General features: G+C 74.0%; 22 protein-coding genes. 9 read left to right on the top strand and 13 right to left on the bottom strand.

Translation table 11 applies throughout. The features are described from left to right. Nucleotides 1-321: 321 nt before the first annotated feature. A complete protein-coding gene (locus VGH76_RS17245) occupies nt 322-1,584 on the bottom strand; it encodes a serine/threonine-protein kinase (protein WP_331557935.1) in 1,263 nt (420 codons plus the stop codon). A gap of 79 nt (nt 1,585-1,663) precedes the next feature. Continuing rightward, complete coding sequence (locus VGH76_RS17240) at nt 1,664-2,083, bottom strand: ester cyclase (RefSeq protein WP_331557934.1); 420 nt, start codon at nt 2,081-2,083, stop codon at nt 1,664-1,666. Nucleotides 2,084-2,171: 88 nt separating this feature from the next. Between VGH76_RS17240 and VGH76_RS17235 the strand changes: the two genes are divergently transcribed. The 3 genes from VGH76_RS17235 to VGH76_RS17225 all read left to right on the top strand — a co-directional run bounded on the left by VGH76_RS17235 (nt 2,172) and on the right by VGH76_RS17225 (nt 3,642). Further along, nucleotides 2,172-3,254, top strand: coding sequence for a helix-turn-helix transcriptional regulator (locus tag VGH76_RS17235; protein WP_331557933.1), 1,083 nt, complete (start codon nt 2,172-2,174; stop codon nt 3,252-3,254). A 62-nt stretch (nt 3,255-3,316) separates the two neighbouring features. Beyond that, on the top strand, nt 3,317-3,457 hold the full coding sequence (locus VGH76_RS17230) for a hypothetical protein (RefSeq protein ID WP_331557932.1): 141 nt from the start codon (nt 3,317-3,319) through the stop codon (nt 3,455-3,457). Further along, entirely contained in the window at nt 3,454-3,642 is a 189-nt protein-coding gene (locus VGH76_RS17225) for a hypothetical protein (RefSeq protein ID WP_331557931.1), read from the top strand. The genes VGH76_RS17230 and VGH76_RS17225 overlap by 4 nt, the downstream gene beginning before the upstream one ends. A 51-nt stretch (nt 3,643-3,693) precedes the next feature. Here VGH76_RS17225 and VGH76_RS17220 read toward each other — a convergent pair whose 3' ends face one another. Beyond that, nucleotides 3,694-5,433 carry a sigma-54-dependent Fis family transcriptional regulator gene (locus VGH76_RS17220; protein ID WP_331557930.1) on the bottom strand — a complete coding sequence of 580 codons (1,740 nt, stop codon included), beginning with the start codon at nt 5,431-5,433 and terminating at the stop codon, nt 3,694-3,696. Nucleotides 5,434-5,578: 145 nt separating this feature from the next. Here VGH76_RS17220 and VGH76_RS17215 point away from each other — a divergent pair, with 145 nt between their 5' ends. Both VGH76_RS17215 and VGH76_RS17210 read left to right on the top strand, forming a co-directional pair. Then, nucleotides 5,579-7,081: an NAD(P)/FAD-dependent oxidoreductase gene (locus VGH76_RS17215; RefSeq protein ID WP_331557929.1), complete on the top strand. Its 1,503-nt coding sequence runs from the start codon at nt 5,579-5,581 to the stop codon at nt 7,079-7,081. Between the two features lie 26 nt (nt 7,082-7,107). Continuing rightward, nucleotides 7,108-7,923, top strand: a complete 816-nt coding sequence (locus VGH76_RS17210; RefSeq protein ID WP_331557928.1) for an alpha/beta fold hydrolase — start codon at nt 7,108-7,110, stop codon at nt 7,921-7,923. 178 nt (nt 7,924-8,101) lie between these two features. Here VGH76_RS17210 and VGH76_RS17205 read toward each other — a convergent pair whose 3' ends face one another. Further along, on the bottom strand, nt 8,102-8,434 hold the full coding sequence (locus VGH76_RS17205) for a hypothetical protein (protein ID WP_331557927.1): 333 nt from the start codon (nt 8,432-8,434) through the stop codon (nt 8,102-8,104). A gap of 180 nt (nt 8,435-8,614) precedes the next feature. On the opposite strand from VGH76_RS17205, the gene VGH76_RS17200 reads away from it, so the two are divergent. Then, entirely contained in the window at nt 8,615-9,541 is a 927-nt protein-coding gene (locus tag VGH76_RS17200; protein ID WP_331557926.1) for an LLM class flavin-dependent oxidoreductase, read from the top strand. A gap of 124 nt (nt 9,542-9,665) precedes the next feature. Here VGH76_RS17200 and VGH76_RS17195 read toward each other — a convergent pair whose 3' ends face one another. The 4 genes from VGH76_RS17195 to VGH76_RS17180 all read right to left on the bottom strand — a co-directional run bounded on the left by VGH76_RS17195 (nt 9,666) and on the right by VGH76_RS17180 (nt 14,459). Further along, nucleotides 9,666-10,121 (bottom strand): hypothetical protein, encoded by a 456-nt coding sequence (locus VGH76_RS17195; protein WP_331557925.1) that lies wholly within the window; start codon nt 10,119-10,121, stop codon nt 9,666-9,668. 40 nt (nt 10,122-10,161) lie between these two features. Then, a complete protein-coding gene (locus VGH76_RS17190; RefSeq protein ID WP_331557924.1) occupies nt 10,162-11,979 on the bottom strand; it encodes a CheR family methyltransferase in 1,818 nt (605 codons plus the stop codon). Beyond that, entirely contained in the window at nt 11,976-13,010 is a 1,035-nt protein-coding gene (locus tag VGH76_RS17185) for a chemotaxis protein CheB (RefSeq protein WP_331557923.1), read from the bottom strand. The genes VGH76_RS17190 and VGH76_RS17185 overlap by 4 nt, the downstream gene beginning before the upstream one ends. A 297-nt stretch (nt 13,011-13,307) precedes the next feature. Further along, nucleotides 13,308-14,459: a HoxN/HupN/NixA family nickel/cobalt transporter gene (locus VGH76_RS17180; protein WP_331557922.1), complete on the bottom strand. Its 1,152-nt coding sequence runs from the start codon at nt 14,457-14,459 to the stop codon at nt 13,308-13,310. Between the two features lie 206 nt (nt 14,460-14,665). Between VGH76_RS17180 and VGH76_RS17175 the strand changes: the two genes are divergently transcribed. Together VGH76_RS17175 and VGH76_RS17170 are read left to right on the top strand one after the other, a co-directional pair. Then, nucleotides 14,666-14,857, top strand: coding sequence for a hypothetical protein (locus VGH76_RS17175; protein ID WP_331557921.1), 192 nt, complete (start codon nt 14,666-14,668; stop codon nt 14,855-14,857). A gap of 355 nt (nt 14,858-15,212) precedes the next feature. Then, on the top strand, nt 15,213-17,738 hold the full coding sequence (locus VGH76_RS17170; RefSeq protein WP_331557920.1) for an HAD-IC family P-type ATPase: 2,526 nt from the start codon (nt 15,213-15,215) through the stop codon (nt 17,736-17,738). A 5-nt stretch (nt 17,739-17,743) separates the two neighbouring features. Here VGH76_RS17170 and VGH76_RS17165 read toward each other — a convergent pair whose 3' ends face one another. From VGH76_RS17165 to VGH76_RS17155, 3 genes are all read right to left on the bottom strand, one after another. Then, nucleotides 17,744-18,640, bottom strand: coding sequence for a DMT family transporter (locus tag VGH76_RS17165; protein ID WP_331557919.1), 897 nt, complete (start codon nt 18,638-18,640; stop codon nt 17,744-17,746). A 17-nt stretch (nt 18,641-18,657) separates the two neighbouring features. Continuing rightward, nucleotides 18,658-19,092: a PPOX class F420-dependent oxidoreductase gene (locus tag VGH76_RS17160; protein WP_331557918.1), complete on the bottom strand. Its 435-nt coding sequence runs from the start codon at nt 19,090-19,092 to the stop codon at nt 18,658-18,660. A gap of 79 nt (nt 19,093-19,171) precedes the next feature. Further along, nucleotides 19,172-20,176 (bottom strand): alpha/beta hydrolase, encoded by a 1,005-nt coding sequence (locus tag VGH76_RS17155; RefSeq protein ID WP_331557917.1) that lies wholly within the window; start codon nt 20,174-20,176, stop codon nt 19,172-19,174. Between the two features lie 126 nt (nt 20,177-20,302). Here VGH76_RS17155 and VGH76_RS17150 point away from each other — a divergent pair, with 126 nt between their 5' ends. Continuing rightward, nucleotides 20,303-20,500: a hypothetical protein gene (locus VGH76_RS17150; protein ID WP_331557916.1), complete on the top strand. Its 198-nt coding sequence runs from the start codon at nt 20,303-20,305 to the stop codon at nt 20,498-20,500. Nucleotides 20,501-20,550: 50 nt separating this feature from the next. Here the strand turns inward: VGH76_RS17150 and VGH76_RS17145 are convergent, their stop codons facing one another. Together VGH76_RS17145 and VGH76_RS17140 are read right to left on the bottom strand one after the other, a co-directional pair. Next, nucleotides 20,551-20,742: a hypothetical protein gene (locus VGH76_RS17145; RefSeq protein WP_331557915.1), complete on the bottom strand. Its 192-nt coding sequence runs from the start codon at nt 20,740-20,742 to the stop codon at nt 20,551-20,553. Nucleotides 20,743-20,812: 70 nt separating this feature from the next. After that, nucleotides 20,813-21,781 carry an ATP-dependent DNA ligase gene (locus VGH76_RS17140; protein ID WP_331557914.1) on the bottom strand — a complete coding sequence of 323 codons (969 nt, stop codon included), beginning with the start codon at nt 21,779-21,781 and terminating at the stop codon, nt 20,813-20,815. Nucleotides 21,782-21,984: the final 203 nt, after the last annotated feature.

The following is a 21,984-nucleotide window of genomic DNA, read 5'->3' as shown; positions in this document are numbered from 1 at the left end:
GCGGATCGACCGGATCGCGCTCTACGAGCAGGTGCGGGGGGCGTTGGCTGCGGCGCAGCACACCGAGATGGTCGCCTTCGCCCGGTCCCAGGTCGCCGCGCAGGAGGCCGAGATCGCCGCAGGTCGGCTGGACCCGCGCACCGACCAGCCTGGCCAACGGCCGCGGAGTATGCGCCCGCGGCAACTACGTCCGCGAGATGCCTGGCTGGCACGTCGAGACCGTCGCCGAGGGCGACGGCGACATCCCGCACACCGTGCGGACCACCACCCGTACCGGGCACACCGACACCAGCCGCGCCGGACCATGACGCGCTGTCGACGTCACCCGCTGCCGTGACCACTCCCGCCGGAACCGGAGGTCCCGCCGCCGTCACCCCCGCCGCCGTCGCCACCGTGCCCGCCGCCTCCGGAACCGTGGTCGTCGCCCTCCCCGCGGGTACCTGAGCGCGCCGCGGCAGCCGGCGGTGACGCCGCGCGGGTCGGCGCGCCGGCCGTCGCGGTCCGCGCGGACCGCGACGGCGTCGGCGCGGGGACGGCGAGCGACGCCGCGGCCTCGGCCGGCACCACGCCACCCACGGCCGGGGACGCCGTCGGGACGGACGAGCCTGGTGGGCTCGTCGGCGCGGCCGCGACCCCGGGTGGCGGTGCGAGCACCGCGTCGTGCGGGACCACGTGCACCGCCGTGAGCGCGACCGCCGCGGCCGCGAGGAGCCCGCCGAGGGCCGCCAGGACGATCCGAGTCCGCCGTCGGACGACCGCCGCGATCCCCGGAGCGTGTGCCACGGCAGCCGGCGCTCCGTCCCCGAGGTCCCGCAGCCGGGCAGCCACCTGGCGCGCCGAGGGTCGCCGGGCCGCCCGGATGTCCGTCATGGCCTCCAGGAGCGTGCGCAGCCCCGGCGGCAGGTCGGCGGGGACGCGCGGAGACACCGTCAGCCGGTTGAGCACCGGTTCGAGACCGATACCGGGTAGCCCGAGGTCACCGGTCGCGGCCTCGAGCAGGACCAGACCGAGGGCGTACACGTCCGCGGCGGCCCCGACCGGTCCGCTCCGCAGCTGCTCCGGCGCCATGTAGGCGGCGGTCCCGACGACGGCGTCGGTGGCCGTCACGCGAGTGGCGTCGACGACGAGCGCGATGCCGAAGTCGGCCAGGCGGGGGCCGGCGTCGGGGTCGAGGAGCACGTTGGCCGGCTTGATGTCCCGGTGCGTGACCCGCTCGGCGTGGATGTAGGCCAGGGCGTCCGCCAGCGCCGCCCCCAGGCCGACCACCTCCGCGACCGGCAGCGGACCGTTCTCGAGGCGGCACGCGAGCGTCGGGCCCTCCACCAGGTCGGTGACCAGGTGGGCGCGGCCGTGCTCGGTCCCGGCGTCGAGGAGACGCACCAGGCCGGGGTGGTCGAGCCGGGCCAGGGTCCGCACCTCCCGGTGCTGCCGGAGCCGGTCCGGTCCGTCGACGCCCGCGAAGAAGCGCTTGAGCGCGACCCCGCGTTCGGTGCGGCGGTCCCGGCCCCGGTACACGATCGCCGACCCACCGACGCCCAGGACCTCGCCCAGCTCGTAGCGACCCAGGACGACCTCGATCGACATGCAGTCCCACCCCCGGACAGACGGTCCTGCCCGGGAACACGGAGCCGGGCCACGTCCGGTTCACCGCCGCGGAGAAGGATCAGGCCAGGCCGAGCTGGCGGAGCAGGCCGAGGACGTCGAGCCGGCTCCACATCTCCGCGATCCGCCCCTCCTCGATGCGGTACATGTTGATCCCGGGCAGGACGAGGGTCTTGCCGGTGGGCGCGACCCCGAAGAGCTCGCCGCGGTGGGTCCCCGTGGCGGTGAAGCGCTCGACCACCTGGTCCCCCTCCGCGACGAGCGCCTCGAGGTCGCTGTGCCAGTCCGGGAGTGCCGCGCGGACGGTGGCGCTCATGGCGCGCAGGCCGTCCCGCCCCTCGGGCACGCCGCTGAACGGCGGATCGTGGTGGACGAAGTCCGGCGTGGTCCAACGGTCCACCGCGTCGAGGTCGCCCCTCGTGAACAGCTCCTGGACGAAGGCGTCCACGAGTTCCTTGTGCTGGCTTGCTGTGCTGGTCATGACGGAAATGCTCGGCGCGGTCACGGCCCGGTCCCATCCCAACGATGTGGGGGTGACACCGCCCGCGCCACGGCCGGACACTGCCCGGATGGGCGGACGGGCCGCGGCCCGGCACGAGCAGGACGTGATCCGGGCCTGCCATCGGGGACGCGACGTCGAGGGCGTCCAGCGCGAGGTCCTGGCTGCCCTGCGCCGGGTGACGACGATCGACGCCGCGTTCTTCGCGACCGCCGACCCCGACACGCTCCTGTTCACCGGCGGCCGGTCCGAGGACCCGCTGGCGGCGGCGCAGCGCTGGTTCCTGGACAACGAGTTCGGCGGGACGGACGTCAACACCTTCGCCGGCCTCGTGGGCACCCCGGGCCACGTCGCCACCCTCGACCAGGCCACCCGCCGCGAGCGGGCCGCCAGCCCGCGCTACCGCGAGATCATGGCCCCGCTCGGGCTCGGCGACGAGCTGCGGGCCGCGCTGGTGGTCGACGACCGGTGCTGGGGCTACCTGTGCCTGCACCGCGAGGACGGCGAGCACGGGTTCGCCGCTGCCGACGCCGCCCTGCTCGCCCGGGTGGGCCCGCACATCGCCGAGGCGCTGCGCCGTGCCACCCTGGTGCACGGCACCGCGCTCGCGGCGGCCGATGCCGGTCCGGGTGTCGTGCTGCTCGACGAGCACCTCGAGCGCATCGCCGTGACCGGGCGCGCCGAGGAACTGATGGGCCGCATCGCCGACGCGACCCCGGGCACGCTGCGTGTCCCGGCCGCGGTGCACACGGCCGCCGCCGCCCTGCTCGCGCTCGAACGGGGGCGGTCGACGATGCCGCCCAGGGCGCGGGCACGCGCCCGCGGCGGCGGGTGGCTGCACGTGCACGCCGCCCGGCTGCACGCCGACGACAACGACGGCGGCGTGCGGTCAGGCGGCCCGATCGCGGTGGTCATCGAGCACGCCGACGCGGCGACCACCACCCCGCTGCTGCTGGCCGCCCACGGGCTGACCCCGCGCGAGACCGAGGTGGCCCGCCTCGTGCTGCGCGGTGTCCCGACCACCGCGATCGTCGGCGAGCTCCACATCTCCCGGCATACCGTGCAGGACCACCTCAAGGCGGTGTTCGACAAGGTCGGCGTCCGCTCCCGCCGCGAGCTCATGGGTCGGCTCCTGGGCGCGGGGCCGTCGTAACGAGGGCCCCGTGGGCGCCGACATGAGCGGCAACACGAGGATCTTCGAGGGGGAGACGACGGGTGCGCACCGCGTACAAGGTCTGGTCCGGCATCGCGGCCGGGGTGTTCGGCCTGGTCGCGGTGGTCGACCTGTCCCACCAGCCGGCGCCGGCACCGGCGAGCCCACCGGCAGCGGGCAGATCGTCACCGTCAGCCGGGTGATCGACGGCGACGCCGCAGCGGGGTCAGCATCGACACGCTCCGGTACTACGAGCGGCAACGAGGCGCAGCGTCTCGAGCTGCTCGAGGCGCACCGCGTCCAGGTCCTCGCCCAGCTCGAGTCCGTCACCGAGAACCTCCGGCTCATCGACCACAAGATCGCGGGTAGGTGGCCTACGGCCCTGTGAGCACTTTCCGGGGTCATAGCCCCGGAAAGTGCTCACGTGCGCGAAGCGCACCTAGTCCGTGATCCCGTAGTGCGCGATCTTCCGGTAGAGCGTGGACCGGGCGAGGCCGAGCGCGGCGGCCGCGGCCACCCGGTTCCCGGCCGATTCCCGCAGCGCCCCGACGATCGTGTCGCGCTCGGCCTGGTCGACCGGGCGCAGCGTGCCCCGCGGGGAGCTCTGGCAGGACTCCGGGAGGTCGCCGACCCCGATCGTGCCCATCGGGCGCCGGCGCAGCGCCGCGGCGAGCGCGTCCCGCAGCTCCGCGACGTTGCCCGGCCACCGGTGGCGGGCCAGCGTCCGCTGCGCGTCCGCTGACAGCCGCACCTCCTGGCCGGGCGCGAGGTCGGCCAGCACTCCCGCCGTCAGCGCCGCGAGGTCCCCCGTCCGGTTCCGCAGCGGCGGCACCGTCACCGAGCGCGTGAACCGGGCGGGCAGGTCGGCGGGCACGGCGTCACGGCACCCGGCGGTCGCCGCGAGCCGCACCCCGGGAGCGCGCAGCGCGCGGACGAGGGCGGCGGGCACCGCGCCGTCCCACCGGTCCAGGTCGGCCAGCACCACCAGCGGCGCCGTCCCGGCGCACCGGATCCGCGCCGCCGCGTCCTCCCCGGTGTCGGTGGGCCCGACCTCGACGACGGTTCCCCCGGTCAACGCCCCGTCCAGGTCGGCGAGCAGCCGCCGGCGCCCCGAGCCGACCTCGCCGAGCACCAGGAGCGGGGTGCGCGCCCGCACCGCCTCGGCCGCCCCGGTCCACGCGGTGCGCCAGGCCGGGTTCGCTCCGGTCGGGGGCGGCAGCGGCCGGTCCTGCGGGAGCGCGCGCGGCGCCGCGAGGCCGTCCGCCTCACGCAGCACCGTCACGACGACGACCACCCCGGCCACCGAGCCGCCGACCGTCACCGCGGTGCCCCGCATCCGCACCCGGACGCCGGAGGGCAGGACGGGGCGCTCGTCGACGTCGCCCCCGCGGGCCATGACGAAGCGCGCGTGCTCCCCGAGCGCGGCGAGGTCGTCGGGGCCCAGCATCGTCTGCAGTGCCGTGTTGGCCAGCACGGTGCGCCGTCCCACGGCGAGCACCGCCTCCCGCGTGCGGGCCTCCACCCGGGTGTAGAGGTCGAGCAGCGCATGCCAGCCCGCGTCCCGGTCGTGCAGCAGCGCGTCCTGGATGCGGGCGGCCGCCGAGCAGACCAGCGAGCGCAGGATCGGCGAGGAGTGCTCGGCCCGGCAGCTGACGTCGAGCACGCCCTCGATGCGTCCGGTGAACGGGTCGCGCACCGGGGCGCCGGCGCAGGCGTAGTCGTGCAGCCGCTCGACGAAGTGCTCGGCGCCGACCACGTGCACCGACCCGCCGGACTCCAGGACGGTGCCGACCCCGTTGGTGCCGACCGCGCCCTCGTCGTATCCGAAGCCCTCCGCGAAGTTGTTGCCGTCCGCGGCGCGCCCGATCGCCCGCGCGGTGTCCAGCCGCACGAGCAGGCGGGCGCGGTCGTCGGTGAGGACGACGCACACCGGCACCTCGGCGGTCTGTTCGGCCAGCTGCTCGATCACCGGGCGGGCGCAGCGCACCAGCCGGGACTCCACGTCGAGGTCGGGGTGGTAGCGGTTGACGATCGCGGTCGGGTCCACGCCGTGGGCGAGGCTGCGCCGCCAGGACGCGGCGACCGGGGCCGGGACCCCGGACAGCTCGACGTCGGGATGCTCCAGCAGCTCCGCGCGAGCCGACGTGAGGAGTTTGCGACGAGTCAGGACGTCACCCATGCACCACACCTTCCGTGTGCCCCACGCCACATCATGTGACAGCGGTCAAGTCCGGGACGTGTCCGAAGTTCGGACACGTCGGGTGTGGAGGGCCGACCTACCGTCGGCCGGGACCGGAGTCACCGTCGACCCAGGAGGACCGGCCATGACCGTCGCCGCCACCGCCGAGCGCGAACAGCGCAGCGGCGAGCAGGAGCACCTCGACGTCCTGATCGTGGGGGCCGGTGTGTCCGGCATCGGGGCGGCGCACCGGCTGCGCGAGCAGTTCCCGGACCGCAGCTTCGTGATCCTCGAGTCCCAGGACAACCACGGCGGGACCTGGTGGACCCACCGCTTCCCCGGCATCCGCTCCGACAGCGACCTGTTCACCTACGGCTTCCGGGACAAGCCGTGGAGCGGACCGTCGATCGCCGAGGGCGGCGCGATCCGCGAGTACCTCCAGGAGATGATCGACGAGGACGACCTCGCCGGGCACATCCGCTACCACCACGAGGTCACGGCGCTGCGCTGGTCCTCCGACGACGCGCGCTGGACCGCCGAGGTCACCCGGACCGACACCGGCGAGCAGCTGCAGATGAGCGCCTCGTTCCTGTGGATGTGCCAGGGCTACTACAACCACGACGAGCCCTACATCCCGGAGTGGCCCGGCACGGAGCGCTTCGAGGGCACGATCGTGCACCCCCAGACCTGGCCCGACGACCTGGACTACGCCGACAAGCGGGTCCTGGTCATCGGGTCCGGCGCGACCGCGGCGACCATCGTGCCGGCGATGGCGAAGACCGCCGCGCACGTGACGATGCTGCAGCGCTCGCCGTCGTACTGGTTCCCAGCACCGACGGTCCACGAGCTCGCCACGATGCTCGAGCCGCTGGACCTGCCGGCGGAGTGGACCCACGAAATCCTGCGCCGGACCTACACCCAGCAGCTCGACTGGCTGGCGACGACCGGGCGCGACGACCCGGACCAGCTGCACGAGTTCCTCGTCGAGACGATCCGGCCGCTGCTGCCGGAGGGCACCGACGTCGACAAGCACTTCACCCCGGCCTACCGGCCGTGGCAGCAGCGGATCGCGTTCGTCCCCGACGGTGACTTCTTCGAGCGCATGCGCGAGGGGAAGGTCTCGGTCGCTACCGACAAGATCGAGGATTTCACCGAGAAGGGCGTGCAGCTCGCCTCGGGCGAGGTGATCGAGGCCGACATCATCGTCACCGCGACGGGCTTCAACCTGGCGGTGTTCGGCAACATCCCGTTCTCCGTCGACGGCGAGCCCGTGGACTTCTCGCAGCGGGTCACCTGGCACGGCCTGATGATCTCGGGCGTCCCGAACATGGCCTACGCCTTCGGCTACTTCCGGCACAGCTGGACGCTGCGCGTCGACCTGGTCAACGACGTCATCGGCCGGATCTTCGAGCGCATGGCGGAGCGGGGCGCGTCGACGGTCGTCCCGACACTGCGGCCCGGCGACGAGGACATGCCGCTGCTGCCCTGGAGCAACCCGGACAACTTCAACCCCGGCTACGTCATGCGCTCCCAGGACCGGATGTTCAAGCAGGGCGACCGGGAGCCCTGGACCCACATGCACGAGCACGACCACGATCGCGTCGCGCTTCCGGCGGCCGACCTCGACGACGGCCTGCAGTACCGCTGACCACCCCCACCCCGCGAGGAGCACCGATGCCCCAGACCACCGTCCGGACCGGCGTGAACCTGAACTACGAGATCACCGGCAGCGGCGAACCGCTGCTGCTGATCATGGGGACGTCCGGCGCGATCGCGCTGTGGGGCGAGGTGATCTCCCGCCTCGCCCAGACCCACCAGGTCATCGCCATGGACAATCGCGGTCTCGGCGGCAGCGACCGCGGGGTGGGGCCGATCAGCGTGGCCTCGATGGCCGAGGACGCCTCGGCCCTGCTCGAGGCGCTCGAGATCCCGCGTGCGCACGTGCTCGGCTGGTCGCTGGGCTCGGCCGTCGCACAGGAGCTCGCGCTCGCCCACCCCGACCAGGTCGCCTCCGCGGTCATGTTCGCGACCTGGGGCCGCTGCGACGGGTTCCAGCGCTCGGTGCTCTCCGCGCTCCGGCTGCCGTACGTGCTGCGCGACATGGACTCGGCGCTCGCCGTGGCCGGGCTGGCGTTCTCGCCCCAGCTCCTCGACCACCCGGACTTCGCGCAGATGCTCGAGCCGATTCTGCCCGCGTTCCCGCAGAACGAGGCCCAGATGCAGGTCACGGTCGAGCAGTGGGACGCCGACCTGGCCCACGACACGCTCGACCGGCTGCCCGGGATCACCGCGCCCACCCTCGTCGTCGTCGGGGAGCAGGACCTGCTGACGCCACAGTGGCAGGCCAAGAAGGTGGCCGACGCGATCCCCGGTGCCCGCTACGAGCTCGTCACCGGGCCCGGCTCGAGCCACGGCATGCACATCGAGCGTCCCGACGAGTTCACCAAGCTCGTCACCGGCTTCCTCGACGAGCACCCGCTGGAGCGCTGAGGTCAGGCGGGCCCGCCGAGCGCGGAGTCGTCGTCGGCCGCGCGGTCGGGCATGGACCGCACGTCAGGGACATGCCGCGGACCCGGTCACCGACCATCGAGGGAAATCGGTGACCGGGCCCGTGCACACCCCGGTGCGGCGGCCGGGCCCCTGGCCGACCCGGCGCGCACGGGACGACCTAGTCGATCGCGTGGATCGGGTTCTTGCAGCTCTTCGCGTTGGTGGCGGAGTTGCCCTCGCCGGCCTTCGAGAGGATCGGCACCGAGCCGGCGTTGTCCTGGACCGGGACCTGGACGCCGAGCGGCCCGTTGACCGGGACGTCGTTGTTGCAGGCGTCGCCGGTGGTGTTGGGCGCGAAGTCGCTGGAGTTGATGAGGCCCTTCTGCACGGTGGGGCCGTCGTGGTGCGAGCCGGCGTCGATCGAGTCACCGGCGAAGGCCATGCCGGTGGTCGAGAGCAGGCCGGTGGAGAGCATGGCCGTGGCGAGCACGGCGCGGCGCAGGGTCGCCATGGGAGGGGCGTTCCTTCCGGTCGAGGGGATCTCGGCGGGCGGGGATGAACACGCTGCGCGTCCGTCGAGTGACGTGTCGTAAACGGGGTCCCGGCGATCTTCGTGACGGGTGGCGTCACCCGTTCATCGCAACGGGTGACGGCGGGTCGTCCGGACGTCGTGGCGGTAGCGTCCGCGGCCGTGCGCTGGTGCATCTCGATCCCGCAGCTGGACACCGGCTCCTTCGACGCGTCCGGGGTGAAGGCCTACCTCGCGCGGGCCGAGGACCTGGGCTTCGAGGGCGGCTGGACGCTCGAGCAGGCGATCGGGCCGACGCCCCTGATCGCCCCGCTCGAGATGCTCGCCTACGCGGCGGCCTGCACCGAGCGCCTGCGCCTCGGCGTCGGGGTGCTGGTCAGCTCGTTGCACGACCCGCTCCAGCTCGCGGCGTCGATCACCGCGGTCGACCGCCTCAGCCACGGCCGCCTCGACGTCGGGGTCGCGCCCGGCGGCGGGTTCCGCAGGTTCGCCGCCTTCGGGGTGGATCCCGAGACGTTCGTCGGGCGCTTCACCGAGGGCCTGGCGCTCATGAAGGCGGCGTGGTCGCAGGAGTCGCCCGTGCGCTTCGAGGGCCGGTTCCGCCAGGTCGAGGACCTCCCGCTCGAGCCCAAGCCGGTGCAGCGTCCGCACCCGCCGATCTGGTTCGGCGCCAACGCCCCCAGGGCCCTCGCCCGGGCGGTCCGCCTCGGCGACGCCTTCCTCGGCGCCGGCTCCGCGACCACCGCGGCGTTCGCCGACCAGGTCACGACGATCCGCGCGGAGCTCGACCGCCAGGGCCACGACCCGACCGGCTTCACCCTCGCCAAGCGGGTCTACCTCACCGTCGACGACGATCCCGGGCGCGCGCGGGAGCGCGTGGTCGCCGGGCTGCGGCGGATCTACGGGCGGATGCCGGGCATCGAGGACGTGCCGGTGTCGGGGACCCCGGACGACGTCGTGCGTGGCCTGCAGGAGGTCGCGGACGCGGGCGCCGAGATGATCCTGCTCAACCCGCTCGGCGCCGACGTCGCCGAGGACCGCGAGCAGATGGAGCGCCTCGTCGCCGACGTCCTGCCCCACGTCACCTGAGCCCGGGCGCGATCCGAACCCGGTTTGGGGCAACCGGGCCACCGCCGACCCCGGCTGCGTCTTCGACACCGCTCCAGACCCGGGTGGCGTCGCCTCCCGCGTCACCCGAGAGACGGTGCGCCGGTCAGTCCCGGTCGTGGTCGCGGTCCGACGCCGCGAGGGCGCTGCTGCTGGACTGCTGGTCCACCTCGTCCTGCTCGCGGACGTCGCGGGCTCGCGACCGGCGCAGCGCGGCGCGGGAGCGGTCGATCTGGTCCCGCGAGCGGTCGGTGGCCTCCTCCTGCCGGTCCAGCGCCCGCTCGGCGCGGTCCACCAGGCCCGCGACGGACAGCCCCAGGCCCCTCGCGCCGGCGTCGAGCCTGGCCTCCCGCTCGTCCGCCCTCACCTCCCGGGCGTCGGCGGTCTCCTCGCGCCGGTCGGCCAGTGCATCCCGTGCGTCGGCCTCCACGTCCCGGCTCGCCGCGGCGCGGTCGCGGGCGTCGGCGCCCGCCTCCCGGTCGGCGAGCAGCCCCGGGCGGTCCGCGGCCGCCTCGGGGTCGCGGGTGCCGGAGCCCGCCTGCCGGGCCGCCTCGTCCGCCATGGCCCCACCGTAGAACCCCGGCGGGGGCCCCGACAGCGCCTCAGGACGAGGACGCCGGGACGCCGGCCTCGCTCTGGTCCATGAGCACGATTGCGCCGGTCGGCACGCTGCCGCGCAGCCGCAACGGTGAGGCCGATAGGACCAGTCCCACCGTCCGGCCCCGGCGGTTGATCACCTCGAGTCGCAACGGGGCCTGCTCGGCGTCACCGCTCAGGGCGGCCCGCACGAGGGGGCGCACGCGCTCCATCGGCAGGTCGACGTCGAGGTTGAGCAGGTGCTGCCCGATCGTCTCCTCGGCACGCAGCCCCCACAGGTCCTCGGCCTGGCCGTTCCACGCCCGCACGATGAGGTCGGTGTCGACGACGACGACCGCGGTGCGCAGGCTGCCCAGGACCGACTCGAGGAAGTCGTTGGCCTCGTCGAGCTGCGAGGTGCGCTCGCGCAGCTCGTCGTTCATGGACTGGAGCTCGTCGTTGGTCGACTGCAGCTCCTCGTTGGTGGTCTCGAGCTCCTCCACCGTGGACTGCAGCTCCTCGTTGGTGGTCTCGAGCTCCTCCACCGTCGACTGCAGCTCCTCGTAGGCGGTCTCCACCTGCCGGTGGGCGGCCTGCAGCTCGCCGGTCATGCGCTGGTAGCGGGTGACGTCGGAGAAGAAGACCGCCACGGCGATGCCCCCGTCCGCGCCGACCTCCAGGGGCGCGAGCTGGATGTCGAAGAAGAGCATCTCCGTGGCCGACCGCGAGAACTGCGCCTCGTGCAGCCAGATCGGGCTGCGGCTGCGCCGGACGTCGTCGAACGCGGTGCGCAGGCCGCCGATGCGCTGGCACAGGTCGAGGTCGGGGAAGGCACGGCCGATCTCGCGGGACGACACCCCGAGCTGGGCCTCGGCGCGCTGGTTCGCCTTGACGACGATCTCGTGGGGGTTGACGACGAGCGTCGCGAGCGGGCTGAGGAGGAGCGCCTCGTCCTCCAGGCGCGGGTCCCGCCCGGTCCGCTCCCCGTCGGGCTGGGACGAGGCGCCCCCCGGGCGCGGGCCGGCCTCGACCTGTTCGGCCTTGCGGAAGAACCGGCGCTTGAGGTCGATCGGGAGGAAGAGCCGGGCGTGGCTGAGCAGCATCTCGGCCCGGCCGAGGAACAGGACCCCGGCCGGGTTGAGCGCGAAGTGGAAGCGGCGCAGCACCTGGGCCTGGGTCTCGGCGTTCAGGTACATCAACGTGTTGCGGCACACGAGCAGATCGAGCCGACCGATCGGCGCGTCCTGGACGAGGTCGTTGCGGCCGAAGATGACGCTCTGGCGCAGGTCGGAGCGGAAGACGTAGCGGGATCCGGTGCGCTCGAAGTAGCGCTCCCGCAGGTCCTCGGGGACCGCCTGCATCTCCTTCTCGCCGTAGGTGGCCTGCCGCGCGGTGGCCAGGGCGTCCTCGTCGACGTCGGTGGCGTAGACCTTGACCCGGCGACGGAACTCCTCCACCCCGATCACCTCGGCGAGCAGGATCGCCAGCGTGTAGGCCTCCTCTCCGCTGGCGCAGCCCGCGGACCACACCCGGATGCTCTCCCCGCGCGTCTTCGGGGCGAGCAGCGCCGGGGTGACCTCCTGCTGCAGTTCCCGCCACGCCTCGGGGTCACGGAAGAAGCCCGTGACGTTGATGAGGATCGTGTTGAACAGCTGGGTGAACTCGTTCTGGTCCACCTGGAGGCGGTCGAGGTACTCGGCGTAGCCGGTGACCTCGACCTGCTGCATCCGGCGCTCCACCCGGCGCTGGATGCTGGAGCGCTTGTAGCCGGTGAAGTCGAACCCGCGGCTCTCCTTGATGAACTCGAGCAGGCTCTCGAACTCGCTGTCGACCTCCTCGGTCACCGCACGCTCCCGTCCGCGTCGTCGGATCCGCCGTCGGCCGGTCCCACCGACCGACCACCGGCGACGAGCAGTCTGCGCAGCAGCGTCGCGGAGTGCAGACCCTCCCGGGCGGACCGCCTGCTCTTCTCGGCCACCCGCACGGCCCCGGTCGCGTCCGCGGAGGCCGCGATCCGGTGCGACAGCGCGACCTTGTCCTCGAGGGCCCGCAGGGCCGCGTAGAGCGCGCGCTCGACGGCGTCGTCCTGCGCGTACCCGAGGCTGCGCGGGGACCACGCGTGCCCTACCCGGCAGCGGAAGCGGGGGTTGTCGGCACCACCGAGGTCGAAGAGCGGTCCGGAGCAGTCCGGACAGCTGATCCCGACCGGCCGGCCCGGCGGGTCGTGCTCGAGCATCTCGCGCTCCGCGCCCCGGCTGACCCGCACCTCGTAGGTGAGCCGGTTCGACGGCCGGTTCGCCTCGAGCAGGGGACGGCTGGTGATCTCGGCCAGCACCGCCCCGATGTCCCGGGCGCGCCGCACGACGGCGCCCGGCACCTGCTCGAGCGCGGCGTTCGGCATCGCGTCGTAGTGGGCCTCGTCGGCGTCCTGCACCACCGCCGTCCCGCCGTGGCGCACGATGTCCAGCAGCCCGGACGCGCCGTCGTCGAGCAGGCCGGAGAGCACCACCCCGGTCGCCGCCGGCCCGGCCGCGAACGACAACGACCGGAAGAGCGGGTCGATCCCCGGACGGTGCCCGTTCTCCTTGGGCCCGTGGGTGAGCACGACGTGGCCGTCGGAGACATGCAGGTGCGCGTCCGGTGGCGCCACGAGCACGGCGCCGGGGACGAGCGGGGCACCGTGCCGCGCGGTGGCGACCGGGACGGCGGTCCGCCGCGCGAGCAGGTCCGCCAGCACGGACGGACCGCCCGAGGCCTGGTGCACCACCACGAGCAGGGCCGCGTCGAGCCCCGTCTCGAGCCCGGCGACCAGCTCGAAGAGCGCCTCGACACCACCTGCCGAGGCACCGATCCCGACCAGTCGGAGGTTGTCCATCGCGCGCTCCTTGCATCCCTGCCCGGGTCCGCCGGCGGCGGCCACGGGTCGAGCGCGACGAGCGGTCCGGCTGGTCGAGCGGCTCGCCGTCGTGCGAGGGTATCGGGACACCCGCGCCGTCTCCGTCGAGCGGGTGCGGGAGGGCGCCGTGCCGGATCGACCAGCATCCGCCAGGTCGTCGCCCCCCGAAGGCGCCGAGCAGGCCGCGGCCGCCCAGCAGCACAGCTCGCGGCTCACCGAGCGGCTGGCCCGCGCCGCCGACGCGGTGGCGGAGTCCGAGGAGAAGGTGGCGCGGACCTACGAGGACTCCGCCCGCCTGCGGCCCGACGCCGCCGAGCGGCTGCAGTACGCGGCGCAGGAAGCACGGTCCTTCGCCGAGACCGAGCGCCGGCAGAGCCGGCAACTGCGGGAGGGGAACGGCTGACCGGGCTCCACCTCGTGACGGCGCTCGAAGCCGCCGAGGTGCCAGAGCAGGGCGGCGCCGCCCCACACCAGCACGAAGAAGCCGACGATGAGGTAGCCCAGCAGCTCGAAGTCGTCGGCCAGCCCCGCGAACCCGGCGAGCGCGCTCACCCCGAGGTCGTCCGCGAGCACGCCGGCGAGGTAGACCGCGGCGATGAAGCCGGCGACCGTGACCGTCGCCGCAGTGGTGGCGATGTTGTAGAACAGCCGCCGCGCCGGGCTGCGGTTGGACCACGAGTACGCGATCGACATCAGCAGGCCGTCCGCGGTGTCGAAGGCGCTCATCCCCGCGGCGAAGAGCAGCGGCAACGTCAGGGCCGCCCACAGCGGCGCCCCGCTCGTCCCCGCCGTCGAGGCCGTCGACGCCGAGAGCGTCAGCAGGGTGACCTCCGAGGCGGTCTCCAGCCCGAGCCCGAACAGCAGGCCCAGCGGGAACATGTGCCACGAATGCTTGATCAGCGCCCGGGCCCGCCCGCCCAGGATGCGGTTGACCAGGCCGCGGTTGAGCAGCTGGCGCTCGAGCTCGGCCTCGTCCAGGGCGCCCCGGCGCAGTGTGCGCCACGAGCCGACGATCCCCACCAGTACCAGGGCGTTGAGGACCGCCACCAGGGCCAGGAACAGCATCGCCACCACCGTGGAGACGGTGCCGCCGATCTCGCGGAACGCCTCGATCCCGCTCGAGCTGGCCAGCCCCGCCGCCAGCGCCACGACCAGGCCGAGGATCACCACCACCGACGAGTGGCCCATCGCGAAGAAGAACCCGACCCCCACCGGACGGCGCCCGCGCTGGACCATCAGCCGGGTGGTGTCGTCGATCGCGGCGATGTGGTCGGCGTCGAACGCGTGCCGCACCCCCAGCACGTAGGCGAGCACCCCCGCCCCGGCGAACGCGCCGGCCCCGAGCGGTCCCGCGGTGAGCGAGAGGTAGAGCGTCCAGCCCGCGATGTGCAGCAGGCACACCACCGCCACGATCACCGACAGCTGCACCCGCTGACTCGGGGACCAGCCACGTGCGGGTGCGACAGCTAGGGACATCGGGCGGTTCCTCCTCGCCGACGTGGCCACGACCGCGAAGGACCGTAAAGCTCACCGGGTGGACATGTCGACGTCCGTCGGCGCGATTTCCGTCTCGCGACCCCGGATCTCTCCGAACGACACCACGGCCGACGTCGAAGTCCATACCGTCGCCAGGTGTGCCGACTCAGCCGGGCCCGTGGCTCGCGGCGCTCGACGCCGTGCGCATCGTGCTCGTGCTCGCGGCCGCCTTCGCCGCCTGGCGCGCCGTGCACCTCCACCGGCACGACCCGGCGCGCAACCCGCTCCCCTGGGCCGTCCTGACCATCCTCTTCATCTCCACGACCGCGATGATCAGCGTCGTCCCGTAGGGAGCGCGCGCCGCACCGCGTCCAGCTCGGGGGCGAGGAAACCGTCGGGGTACCGCCGGCCGGCATCGTCGACGGCGGTCGCCCCGGACAGCTCGTACAGCTCGGCACCGACCCGAGACCGCCGACGCCGCGCCGAGCACGACGACGACCGCGAACGCGAGGGCGATGACCGCGAGCTCCTTCGCCCGGTAGCGGTAGGGCCGGCCGCTCCCGTAGAGCGCCGTGAACGCCCCGATGCTGGCCGTCAGCCCGTCGGAGAGGTCGCCGACCCACCAGCCGGGACCGGCGGTGACGTCACCCATTGTCGCGGCCGCCCCCCGCGCCCGGCCGACGGCGAGCTGTCAGGATTCCGACCATGACGGCCACGATCGCACCGGAGGGTCTGTCCGAGGCCGAGGCCGCGCAGCGCGCCCGGGGCGGGCGGGCGAACGTCCCGGTGCGGGGTTCCAGCCGGACGACGCTGCGCATCCTGCGCACCACGGTCTTCTCGTTCTACAACAACGTCCTCTTCGTCATCGGCATCGCGCTGCTCGGGCTCGGCCGCTACTCGGACGCGCTGGTCAGCGTCGGGCTCGGCATCATCAACGCGGCGCTGGCCGCGTTCCAGGAGCTGCGGGCCCGCCGGGCGCTCGACCGGCTGCAGCTGCTCGCGCGCGAGCCCGTCACCGTGGTCCGCGACGGCGCGTCCCGCACGATCGCGCCCGCCGACGTCGTCGAGGGCGACCTGCTGGCCCTCCGGACCGGCGACCAGATCGTCGTCGACGGCCCCGTCGTCGGCACCGACGGGGCCGTGCTCGAGGTGGACGAGTCGCTGCTCACCGGGGAGGCGGACCCGGTGCCCAAGGCGGTGGGCGAGGAGCTGCTCTCGGGGAGCTCGATGGCCTCGGGCGAGGGGTGGCAGCGCGCCGAGGCCGTCGGGGTCGCGAGCCACGCGGGCCGGCTCACCGTCGCGGCGCGGGCCGACACCACCGACCAGACCCCGCTGCAGTGGCGCATCGACCTCGTCGTCCGGCTGGTCATCCTGCTGGTGCTGCTGATGAGCGGCGCGATCCTCGCGCAGGCGCTGCTCGACGGGTCGACGGTCCTGCGCTTCGTGCAGACCTCCGCGGTGCTCTCCGGGCTGGTCCCCTACGGCCTGTTCTTCCTCATCGCGGTGGCCTACGCGGTGGGCGCGGCGCGCATCGCCGGGCGCGGGGCCCTCGTGCAGCAGACCAACGCCGTCGAGGCCCTGAGCCGCGTCGACGTCATCTGCACCGACAAGACCGGCACGCTCACCAGCGGTCGGCTCTCGCTCGTACGGGTGGCCCCGGCGGGCACCGCGTCCGAGGAGCGGGCGCGCACCCTGCTCGGCACGTTCGCCCGCTCGGTCCGCGCCCCCAACGCCACCACCGCGGCGCTGGCCGCGGACGCGACGCTGCCCGGGGGGTCGACCGACCGGGTGACCGAGGAAGTCGAGTTCCGCTCGTCGCTGCGGTGGAGCGGGGTCGTGCTGGAGGACCGGCCCGTCGTCCTCGGGGCACCCGCCACGCTCGCGCCGCACCTGACCGACCCCCACGAGGTCGTGGACGGCCTGCTCCGCGAGGCCCGCGCGCACGCCGAGCAGGGTCTGCGGGTGCTGCTGCTGGCGTGCGGCCCCGAGGGGGCCGGGCTGCACGCCGGTGACGGGCGCGCGGCGCTGCCCGCCCTGTCGGCCCAGGCCCTCGTCGTCCTGGGCGACGAGCTGCGCGAGGGCGTGACCGAGGTGCTCGCGGGCCTCGCCGCGGAGGGCGTCGCGACGAAGGTGATCTCGGGCGACGACCCGGTGACGGTGGCGGCGCTGGCCCGCCGGGCCGGACTCGCCGGCGAGGCGATCGGGGGCCCGGAGCTCGCCGCGCTCACCCCGGAACGCTTCGACGAGGCCGTCGACACCTTCGCGGTGTTCGGCCGGATCGCGCCCGAGCAGAAGGAGCAGATCGTCGACGCGCTGCGCCGCCGCGGGCGCCAGGTCGCGATGCTCGGCGACGGCGTGAACGACGCCCGCGCCCTCAAGCGCGCCCAGGTCGGCGTCGCCATGCGCTCGGGCAGCGCGGTCACCCGCGACGTCGCCGACATCGTGCTGCTCGACGACTCCTTCACGACGTTGCCGCCCGCGCGGACCGAGGGGCGGCGCATCGTCGCCGGGGTCGGCTCGTCGATGTATCTGTTCCTGTGCCGGGTGGTGACGCAGATGCTGGTCATCCTCATCGTCACGCTGCTCGGTCTCGGTTTCCCCTACACCCCCACCCAGGTCGGCCTGACGCTGTTCACCGTCGGCCTGCCGACGTTCTTCCTGACGATGTGGGCCCGGCCCGTCGTCGTCGCCGAGGACCTGCTGGTCTCACTGGCCCGGTTCGTCCTCCCCGTCGGCATCCTCACGGCCGGGTTCGGCGCCGCGATCTACGCGTGCCTCTACGAACTGGTCCGGCGTGGCCTGAGCCAACCGGACCTCCCGGCCGCCACGTACTCGCTCTTCGAGCAGTACACCGGCCTGCGGTACGGGGTGGACGCCGACTTCGTCACCGCGTCGGCGACGCTGGGCGCCCAGAGCGGGCTGTCGATGTTCGTCTCGGTCGCCTCGATCGCCCTGATCCTCTTCCTCGAGCCCCCGGCGCGGATCTTCACGGCCTGGGCCCCGGTGAGCCCGGACCGCCGGCCGGCGTGGCTGGCGCTGGGGCTGTTCGTGGCGCTCGTCGTCGTGCTGATCGTCCCCACGACCCGCAACTACTTCGGCCTGACCGCGCCCGACCCGCCGGTGGTCTACGCGGTCGTCCCCACCGTCGTGGTCTGGTTCGTGGTGCTCAGCCTCGTGCTGCGCCACCGGATCCTCGAGCGGGTGCTCGGGCTGTCGCCGCCGCGCCGCTGACCGCCTCAGCCCGAACGGGCCGATGACGACTCCGCCGACGGGTCGCCGGCCTGGAGCGCGGGCGAGCGCACCAGCAGGAGGGTCGCGCCCACGATCACGGCCGCCCCGGCCAGCTCGCCGACGATCCACACGCCCCCGCGCGGCCGCTCGCCGAACACCACCACACCCCAGAGCACGCCGACCAGCGGGTTCATCAGCGTGAACCCCGGCTGCGAGGCGTCCAGGTCGCCGGCCTGCAGGGCGGACTGGAGCAGGAAGAACGACGTCGGGCCGAGCACGATCACCGCGTAGGTCTGCCAGGCCGTGAGCAGGCCGAGGAACCCGCCCGCGTACGCCGCACCGACCCCCGCGACGAGGGCCGCGACGACCCCGAACAGGGTCCCCGTCGCCAGGCCCAGCATGGCGGCGCGCGGCTGGCCGTGGCGGGCGGCGCCGGCGAGGGCCAGCGCGAGCACCACGGCGAGCGAGACGACGAGGGCGATCACCCACCGGAGGGTGGAGGCGCCCAGGACGTCGCCGCCCGAGGGCGAGAGGCAGAACACGAATCCCGCGAGACCGACGGCCATCGCACCGATCGCGACCCACTCCCGCGCCGGCAGCCTGTGGTGGAACACCCAGGCCGCCAGCAGCAGGGTGAGCGGCAGCTCGGCGGTGAGCAGCGGCTGGACGACCGCGATGCGCCCGACGGTCAGCGCCGCGGCCTGCAGCAGGAATCCCAGGATCATGCAGAGGATGCCGCCGATCCAGGACGGGCGCCGGACCAGGTCGAACAGCATCCCGATGGAGAACGCTGCCTCGTCGGGCTCGTCGCGCGCGGCGCGGCGCTGCAGCACCGTCGAGCAGGCGTTGACGACGGCCGCGAGCAGCACGAGGACGGTGCCCGCGACGTCGTCGCCCGACATCGGCCCTCCCTGTGGGGTCAGTCGCTCATGTCGACGTTCTGGTCGATGATCGTCTGGCGCCGGGGCGTGATCCAGCAGATCACGCGCTCGGACTTGATCGCCTCGGGCGGGTAGTCCTGCCCGGTGTACTTCCGCGCGACCTCGTCGATGTGGGCGCGCGCCTCCTCCCCGGTGGTGAAGCCGGAGACCTTGCCGCGCACCTCGGCGTAACGATACGGGTCCTTCTCGTCCCGGATGAGCACCGTGATGCGCGGGTCCTTCTGGAGGTTCTCGTACCGCTTGCGGTGCGTCTCGGTGTTGATCACGAGCCGGCCGTCCTTGAGCGCGCACCACAGGACCTGGTTCTGGATGAGCCCGCTGGGCAGCATCGTCGCGACCGAGGCGAAGTTCGGCCCGGAGGCCAGTTCCTCGGTCATGGGGTGCAGCTCGGGACCGTTGCGGGTGTCCGCCATGGGAATCTCCTGGAGGTCGGGTGCGCGCGGGTGCCCCACCCCCGACGGCCCGCAATCGTCACGTCGCGACGGTCCCGCCCTACCGCCGCGGGTTCGCCTGCGCGGCCAGCGCGGTGAGCTGCGGGCCGATCAGGGCGGCCACCTGGTCGGGCTCGCCGAGCAGGGCCAGGTGCCGGGCGCCGGGGAGCTCGGCGACGAGGGTCGTGTGCAGCCGGGCCGCGGTCGCGAGGGCCTGGGCGTGGTCGAAGCTGCCGTCCTCGCTGCTGGAGAACACCGCAGTGGGCACGCGCACCTGGCGCTCCTGGTCGTCGGTCAGGCCGACGAGGGGCTGGCGGGCGATGCCGAGGAAGGCGCTGACGCCGCCCGGGGCGAGGAACGGCGCACGCCACCGGTCGATCGCGCGGTCGTCGGTCGGGCACCCCGGGCCGCACTGCGCCATCACCAGGCGCCGGACCGGGTCACGGTGGCGCACCACGGCCGTGACCACGGCCGGCCCGAGCGGCGGCAGCGTCACCAGCGTCCGCAGCCCTCCCCCGCCGGCGGTGGGGGAGCGGTCGCTGCCGAAGTAGGGGGTGCCGTCGCCGTTGGCCGCGACGACCCCGGTCACCGCGCCCGGGTCGCGCAGCGCCAGCGAGAGCGCGATCGCGGCGCCGAGGGAGTGCCCGAGCACGATTGGGCGGGTCAGGTGCAGGGCCGCGAGGAGGCCCTGGAGCTGGTCGGTGTCGGCCGCGAGGGTGTACGGCCCCTGGTGCGCGGTGTAGCCGTAGCCGCGGACGTCGTAGGCGTAGACGTCGCGGTCCTGCGCCAGCCTCGGCGCGAGGCGGGAGAACACGTAGGTCGACTCGGCGAAGCCGGGGACGAGCACCACCGGCGGCTGGCCCGAGGGGTGGACCGCCGCCCAGTGCTCGACGTGCGTGGCCACCCCGGCGGCGTCGACGGTGAACCCGGGGACCCCCACGGCGACGCGCACCGGCGCCAGGTCGTCCCACGCCAGGTACAGCCCGGCCAGCGCCAGGAGGACGACGAGGACCGTGACGAGCGCGATCCCGACGCGCCGGAGCCACCGCAGCACCCGTCGTCGCACGCCCACCTCCGGTGCACCCGTCGGGTGTCACCCTTCCAGGCGCGTCGTGAGGTCGGTGCGCGGCACGTAGGTCACGCACAGCGAGCGCTCACCGGCGTTTCATCGCCCGGGCGCACGCTGAGAGCCATGGACACCTCACCCGGCTCCTGGTTCCGCGGGGCCCTCGTCGTCGCGCTCGTGGTGGACGTGCTCGGTCAGCTCGTGGGCGTCGTGCCGTCGGGGTCGATCGGGATGGCGGTCTCGGTGGGCGTGGCGAGCGTGCTCACCGTCGTCGCCTGGTGCGCGGTGCGCTGGACCCGGCACACGTCGGTGCCCACCCGTTAGGGAGCGCCACGACCGGTCGCCGGCGGCGGGAGCCGCTGGAGCCGCCCGGCTCAGGAGGCCGCGGTCGTGACCTCCTGGAGGGCGACCAGCCGGTCGACCGATGCCCGTACCGCGCGTAGCTCGGTGACGACGGCGTCGAGCTGCGCGTCGTTGGTGCGGCGCAGCTCGCCCAGCACCTTCTCCAGCAGGCCGTTGGTGGTGGTCAGGGCGTCCTTGACGGGCCCGATCCCGGCGAAGTCCACGGCACTCTCCTCACGACGAACGATGTGCGCGGTACTCACAGTACCCGATACCGCGCGCACCGGTATCGCGTCAGTCCTCGTCGCGGGACGCCGCGCGCTTGCGGCGCTTCCCCTCGTGCATGGCCGCGACCCGCGCGACCGGGATGGAGTGCCCCTCCTCGATCAGGTCCGCGGGGATCGCGCGGGCCTCGCCGAGGCGCTCCTCCCAGGTCGGTCCCTCGAGGAACCGGGCGGGGGTGGCGACCGTGATCTCCGACGGCACGACGTCGTCGAGCTCGTCCCAGTCGCACGGGCACGAGACCGGCAGACCCGGCCGCACCCGGGGGCTGTACGCCGCGACGACGGTGGCGTTGCCCGCGCGGGTGGCGTCCAGGAAGACCTTGCCGCCGCGGTCGGCGCGGATGAACGCCGTCGTCGTGCCCGCCGGCTCGAGTGCCTCGGCGCGCGCGGCGACCGCTCGGGTCGCGGCGTGCACGTCCTCCATCGACGCCGGCCGGATCGGGGTGACCACGTGCAGCCCCTTGGCGCCGGAGGTCTTCACGGCGGGCTCGAAGCCGGCGTCGCGGAGCACCTCCCGCACGGCTCGGGCGGCGGTGACGACCGGCCCCAGATCGGAGCCCTCGGGCGGATCGAGGTCGAGGACGAGGTGGGTCGGCGTGCCCGGGTCCGCTGCGAGCGTCAACGGGACGTGGTACTCGACCGCCCGCTGGTTGCCGAACCAGAGCAGCGTCGCGCGGTCCTCGACGAGCGCATAGTGGACGTCGCGCTGGGAGCTCTCCGACCAGAACGTCACCGACCGAATCCACTCCGGCGCACCCTTCGGCAGGTTCTTCTGCATGAAGCGCTCGCGACCGCGGGCCCGGACCACCGAGAGCGGCCGCCCGCCCAGCAGCGGCAGGATGCGGTCGGAGACGGAGTCGAGGTGGTCGACGAGCGCGCGCTTCGTCACGGGCGGGTGGTCGTCGTCGCCGGCGAGGAGTTCCTGGTCGAGGTGGGTGAGACCGACCCCGTCGCGCACCTCGTCCGGATCACTCGCCATCGGCTGACCGTGGCCGGTGCGGGTCGGTTGGTCAAGCCGACGGGTCGGGCGAGCGGTCCTCGTCAGAAGTCGGGGTCGTGGTCGTAGCGGGTGGGTGGGGCCGGCTCGGTGACGGTGGTGGTCGGGCTGGCGTGGTGGGTGAGGCGGGCGGCGGTGTCGCGGGCGGCGTCGGTGAGGTGGCCGTGTTTGTTGGGGCGGGGCGC

This window comes from Actinomycetospora sp. (genome assembly GCF_036497585.1).
In the GTDB taxonomy this organism is placed as follows: Bacteria; Actinomycetota; Actinomycetes; order Mycobacteriales; family Pseudonocardiaceae; genus Actinomycetospora.
Note: the sequence above shows the minus strand (reverse complement) of the source record. Positions and strands in the feature narration are given on the sequence as shown.

Bases quoted from the DNA above. Each gene is read 5' to 3' on its own strand.
- VGH76_RS17245 (WP_331557935.1), bottom strand. From the start codon at position 1,584: ATGTCGATCGAGGTCGTCCTGGGTCGCTACGAGCTGGGCGAGGTCCTG.
- VGH76_RS17240 (WP_331557934.1), bottom strand. From the start codon at position 2,083: ATGACCAGCACAGCAAGCCAGCACAAGGAACTCGTGGACGCCTTCGTC.
- VGH76_RS17235 (WP_331557933.1), top strand. From the start codon at position 2,172: ATGGGCGGACGGGCCGCGGCCCGGCACGAGCAGGACGTGATCCGGGCC.
- VGH76_RS17220 (WP_331557930.1), bottom strand. From the start codon at position 5,433: ATGGGTGACGTCCTGACTCGTCGCAAACTCCTCACGTCGGCTCGCGCG.
- VGH76_RS17215 (WP_331557929.1), top strand. From the start codon at position 5,579: ATGACCGTCGCCGCCACCGCCGAGCGCGAACAGCGCAGCGGCGAGCAG.
- VGH76_RS17210 (WP_331557928.1), top strand. From the start codon at position 7,108: ATGCCCCAGACCACCGTCCGGACCGGCGTGAACCTGAACTACGAGATC.
- VGH76_RS17205 (WP_331557927.1), bottom strand. From the start codon at position 8,434: ATGGCGACCCTGCGCCGCGCCGTGCTCGCCACGGCCATGCTCTCCACC.
- VGH76_RS17195 (WP_331557925.1), bottom strand. From the start codon at position 10,121: ATGGCGGACGAGGCGGCCCGGCAGGCGGGCTCCGGCACCCGCGACCCC.
- VGH76_RS17185 (WP_331557923.1), bottom strand. From the start codon at position 13,010: ATGGACAACCTCCGACTGGTCGGGATCGGTGCCTCGGCAGGTGGTGTC.
- VGH76_RS17170 (WP_331557920.1), top strand. From the start codon at position 15,213: ATGACGGCCACGATCGCACCGGAGGGTCTGTCCGAGGCCGAGGCCGCG.
- VGH76_RS17165 (WP_331557919.1), bottom strand. From the start codon at position 18,640: ATGTCGGGCGACGACGTCGCGGGCACCGTCCTCGTGCTGCTCGCGGCC.
- VGH76_RS17160 (WP_331557918.1), bottom strand. From the start codon at position 19,092: ATGGCGGACACCCGCAACGGTCCCGAGCTGCACCCCATGACCGAGGAA.
- VGH76_RS17150 (WP_331557916.1), top strand. From the start codon at position 20,303: ATGGACACCTCACCCGGCTCCTGGTTCCGCGGGGCCCTCGTCGTCGCG.
- VGH76_RS17140 (WP_331557914.1), bottom strand. From the start codon at position 21,781: ATGGCGAGTGATCCGGACGAGGTGCGCGACGGGGTCGGTCTCACCCAC.